Annotated in this window: 3 protein-coding genes; 2 read left to right on the top strand and 1 reads right to left on the bottom strand. The window is 48.9% G+C overall.

Annotated features, from left to right (window positions below):
• The first annotated feature begins 40 nt into the window (after positions 1-40).
• Together C1T29_RS20585 and C1T29_RS20580 are read left to right on the top strand one after the other, a co-directional pair.
• Positions 41-2107 (top strand): beta-galactosidase GanA, encoded by a 2067-nt coding sequence (locus tag C1T29_RS20585; RefSeq protein ID WP_208945542.1) that lies wholly within the window; start codon positions 41-43, stop codon positions 2105-2107.
• Positions 2108-2210: 103 nt separating this feature from the next.
• Positions 2211-3485 carry an arabinogalactan endo-beta-1,4-galactanase gene (locus C1T29_RS20580; protein WP_103749466.1) on the top strand — a complete coding sequence of 425 codons (1275 nt, stop codon included), beginning with the start codon at positions 2211-2213 and terminating at the stop codon, positions 3483-3485.
• Positions 3486-3647: 162 nt separating this feature from the next.
• Here C1T29_RS20580 and ald read toward each other — a convergent pair whose 3' ends face one another.
• Positions 3648-4778 carry an alanine dehydrogenase gene (ald, locus tag C1T29_RS20575; RefSeq protein ID WP_020453571.1) on the bottom strand — a complete coding sequence of 377 codons (1131 nt, stop codon included), beginning with the start codon at positions 4776-4778 and terminating at the stop codon, positions 3648-3650.
• Positions 4779-4892 lie beyond the last annotated feature (114 nt).

Below are 4892 nucleotides of genomic sequence, written 5' to 3'. Positions count from 1 at the left end.
CGCAGGCGGAACGAAAGGCTAAGAGAATAAGGAGGAAAATATGATGTCAAAGCTTGAAAAAACGCACGTAACAGAAGCAAAATACATGCTTCACGGGGGAGACTACAATCCGGATCAATGGCTTGACCGTCCGGATATTCTTGCAGATGATATCAAGCTGATGAAGCTTGCCCATACGAATACATTTTCAGTGGGGATTTTTTCATGGAGCGCTCTTGAGCCGGAGGAAGGCGTCTATACGTTTGAATGGCTGGATGATATGTTTGAGAACATTCACCGGAACGGCGGACGGATTATAATGGCGACACCGAGCGGCGCCCGTCCTGCTTGGCTGTCGCAAAAATATCCGGAAGTGCTGCGCGTCAATGCGGAACGTGTCAAACAGCTGCATGGCGGAAGGCACAATCATTGCTTCACTTCATACGTATACCGTGAAAAAACGAGAAAGATCAACCGCTTGCTGGCTGAAAGGTACGGCAGCCATCCTGCCCTTTTGATGTGGCATGTCTCCAACGAATACGGAGGAGAATGCCATTGTCATCAATGCCAGCACGCTTTTAGAGACTGGCTGAAAAAGAAGTACAACAATGATCTTAAATCTTTGAATGATGCATGGTGGACGCCTTTTTGGAGCCATACCTTCAACGATTGGTCACAGATTGAATCGCCGTCTCCGATCGGTGAAAATGCGGTGCACGGCTTGAATTTGGACTGGCGCCGCTTCGTCACTGATCAGACGATCTCTTTCTTTCAAAATGAAATCGTTCCGTTGAAGGAAATCACGCCGAATATTCCGATTACGACCAACTTTATGGCTGACACGCATGATCTCATTCCATTTCAAGGGCTGGACTACAGCAAGTTTGCCAAGCATCTGGACGTGATCAGCTGGGACGCGTATCCCGCCTGGCACAATGATTGGGAAAGCACAGCTGATTTGGCCATGAAAGTCGGCTTTATCAATGATTTGTACCGCAGCCTGAAACAGCAGCCGTTTCATTTAATGGAATCGACGCCAAGCGCTGTCAATTGGCACAATTTTAATAAAGCGAAACGGCCGGGGATGCATCTCTTGTCTTCTATGCAGATGATCGCCCACGGATCTGACAGCATTCTCTATTTTCAATGGCGGAAATCCCGCGGCTCATCGGAAAAATTTCACGGTGCGGTTGTCGGCCATGACAATTGTTCCGAGAACCGCGTATTTAAAGAAGTGGCAAAAGTGGGGCAAACCCTTGATGAACTGTCTGAAGTCGTCGGAACGACCCGGCCCGCGAATGTCGCGATCCTCTATGATTGGGAAACCCATTGGGCGCTCGAAGATGCACAAGGATTCGGGATGAAAACCAAGCGGTATCCCCAAACCTTGCACGAGCACTACCGCGCGTTTTGGGAGCGTGATATTCCAGTCGACGTGATTACGAAGGAACAGGATTTTTCGCCGTACCGGCTGCTGATCGTTCCGATGCTTTACCTAGCAAGTGAAGAAACAATCGCGCGTTTAAAAGCCTTTGCTGCAAACGGGGGCACATTGGTGATGACGTATATTAGCGGAATCGTCAACGAATCTGACCTGACCTATTTAGGCGGATGGCCGCAAGATCTGCAAGAGATGTTTGGCATGGAACCTGTTGAAACCGATACGCTCTATCCGGGCGACAAAAATAGGGTCCGTTATCAAAACCGGTCCTATGAGCTGAAAGATTATGCGACCGTGCTGAAGCTGGATACGGCAGATCCCGTGGGATTCTATGAGGACGATTTTTATGCGGACACGCCGGCTGTTACAAGCCATTCATACAAACAGGGGAAGACGTACTATATCGGTGCGCGCTTAAGCAGTCAATTTCATCGGGATTTTTATGAAACATTGATCAAAGAGCTATCGATTCAACCGGCTTTTGATGTGAAACATCAGCCTGGCGTCTCCGTTCAAGTCAGACAGGATGAAGAAAATGATTATATTTTCATCATGAATTTCACAGAAAAACGCCAGCCCGTCGTGTTGGAGTCGGCCGTTAAAGATATGCTGACCGGAGAAACGCTGACCGGCGAAATCACATTGGAAAAATATGAAGCCAGAATAGCGGTAAAAACAAAAAAATAAGCCCGGGGGACATCCGCTTTAATGTGGGTGTTTCTCTTGAAAAAATAATGAAAGCGTTTTCTGTTTAGCGTGTGTCAATCATGAAAGGGGAGAAGCGAGATTCATGAAAAACGTGGTGGCTGTTTTTGTGGTGCTGATTGTTGTTTTGGGCGCACTTGGAACCGGCGGTCCGGCGGAAGCCGCCAGAGGTTCCAAGGCGGCAGAAAGCGGCCTTTTTGTCGAAAAGGTTTCAGGGCTTCACAAGGATTTTATAAAAGGGGTTGATGTTTCGAGTATCATCGCTTTGGAAGAGAGCGGCGTCGCCTTTTACAATGAATCCGGAAAGAAACAGGATATATTCAAAACGCTGAAGGAAGCAGGCGTCAATTATGTCCGGGTGCGCATCTGGAATGATCCCTATGATGCCAACGGCAATGGCTATGGAGGGGGCAATAATGATCTGAAAAAAGCGATTCAGATCGGAAAACGGGCCACTGCCAACGGAATGAAGCTGCTGGCGGATTTCCACTATTCCGATTTCTGGGCGGACCCGGCGAAACAGAAAGCGCCAAAAGCATGGGCAAACCTAAACTTTGAAGATAAAAAAACGGCGCTTTACCAATATACAAAACAAAGCCTTGAAGCGATGAAAGCAGCGGGCATCAACGTCGGCATGGTGCAGGTCGGAAACGAAACAAACGGGGGTCTTGCCGGTGAAACGGACTGGGCGAAGATGAGCCAATTATTCAATGCGGGGAGCCGAGCGGTCCGGGAGACGGATTCGAATATTTTAGTCGCCTTGCATTTTACCAATCCGGAGACGTCCGGCAGGTACGCTTGGATTGCCGAGACGCTTCACCGGCACCATGTCGACTATGATGTATTTGCAAGCTCGTATTATCCATTTTGGCATGGCACACTGAAGAATCTAACATCCGTCCTGACATCCGTCGCGGATACGTACGGCAAAAAGGTCATGGTAGCCGAGACATCTTATACGTATACGGCTGAAGACGGAGACGGACACGAAAATACAGCCCCTAAAAACGGTCAAACGCTCAATTACCCGGTCACCGTTCAAGGACAGGCGAACGCGGTCCGTGATGTGATTCAAGCGGTCAGCGATGTAGGAGAAGCCGGAATCGGCGTTTTCTATTGGGAACCGGCATGGATTCCAGTAGGACCGGCACGCCAGCTTGAGAAAAATAAAGCGCTTTGGGAGACATACGGATCAGGCTGGGCCACAAGCTATGCCGCTGAATACGACCCGGAAGACGCAGGAAAGTGGTTTGGCGGCAGCGCCGTAGACAATCAGGCATTGTTTGATTTTAAAGGACGTCCATTGCCGTCTCTGAATGTATTTAAGTATGTTGATACGGGAACACCATTCAAAAATTGACTTGCAGCTGAATTCTTGGATGAAGGCGAACGCCGTTTGCCGGAAAGCGGTTTAAAGCAGAATGAAAAAAGGCCGGATGATATCCGGCTTTTTTTCGTGAAAGGACAGTCAGAAAGCGTAATTAAAATGTTTTCATTCAATTGACAGAAAGATAGGGTCCGCTTAACCAGCGGTTACCGTTTGAAATGCATCTTCTACAGATACGTATTCATATCCAAGGTCGCGCGCGACGGCCTTGTAGGTAATGCTTCCGTTTGCAACGTTGACGCCGAGAGCGAGCGCCTGATTTTCGGCGACTGCTTGTTCAACGCCTTTATTTGCGATTTGCAAAGCGTAAGGCATAGTGACGTTTGTTAAGCCGATCGTTGAAGTACGGGGAACGGCTCCCGGCATATTGGCGACTGCATAATGGACAACGCCGTGCTTCGTATAAGTCGGATCGTCATGCGTAGTGATCTTATCAACCGTTTCAATAATGCCGCCCTGGTCAATCGCCACGTCTACAACAACTGAGCCTGGGGACATCGACTGAATCATCTCTTCTGTGACAAGTTTCGGCGCTTTTGCACCAGGGATTAAGACGGCGCCGATGACAAGGTCAGAGTCTTTTACGGCTTCCGCAATGTTGAGCGGGTTGGACATAAGCGTTTGAATGTCTTTGCCGAACTGGTCATCGAGCTGGCGGAGGCGCTCAGCGCTCAAATCGATCAAAGTGACGTCAGCGCCAAGTCCGACTGCGATTTTGGCAGCGTTCGTACCGACCACTCCGCCGCCGATGATCGTGACCTTGCCGCGTTTTACCCCGGGTACGCCTGATAACAGGATGCCTTTGCCGCCTTTTGATTTCTCAAGAAATTGCGCGCCGATCTGTGAAGCCATGCGTCCGGCGACTTCACTCATTGGAGTCAGGAGCGGAAGCGTCCGGTTCACTTCGACCGTTTCGTAGGCGATGGCTGTGACGCCGCTGTCCACAAGCGCTTTCGCAAGCTCAGGCTCAGCTGCTAAGTGCAGATACGTAAATAAAACAAGTCCTTTTCGGAAATAGCCGTATTCAGAGCTGATCGGCTCTTTCACCTTCATGACCATATCCGCTTTTGCCCATACATCCTTCGCTTCAACCAAAATGTCTGCCCCGGCTGCTTTGTAGTCAGCATCCTCAAAGCCGCTTCCAAGTCCGGCTCCCTGTTCGATTAAAACTTGATGACCGCTTTTTTTAAGCGCGACTACTCCGGCCGGCGTAATGGCTACACGGTTCTCATTGTTTTTAATTTCTTTCGGAATTCCAATGATCATGATGTCGTCCCCCTCAAATGAAATATGATTCTACCGCTAGTATAAATCTCTGAACCGGCAAGAGCATCGTGTGTAAAATTAAAAATGTAAGCGCTTTTTTGTGAAATTTAACAA

It is taken from the genome of Bacillus sp. MBGLi79, from assembly GCF_002953915.1.
Note: the sequence above shows the minus strand (reverse complement) of the source record. Positions and strands in the feature narration are given on the sequence as shown.

What these genes read in the sequence shown, in the direction of transcription:
- C1T29_RS20585 (WP_208945542.1), top strand. Translation starts at nt 41, where the DNA reads ATGATGTCAAAGCTTGAAAAAACGCACGTAACAGAAGCAAAATACATG.
- ald (WP_020453571.1), bottom strand. Translation starts at nt 4,778, where the DNA reads ATGATCATTGGAATTCCGAAAGAAATTAAAAACAATGAGAACCGTGTA.
- C1T29_RS20580 (WP_103749466.1), top strand. Translation starts at nt 2,211, where the DNA reads ATGAAAAACGTGGTGGCTGTTTTTGTGGTGCTGATTGTTGTTTTGGGC.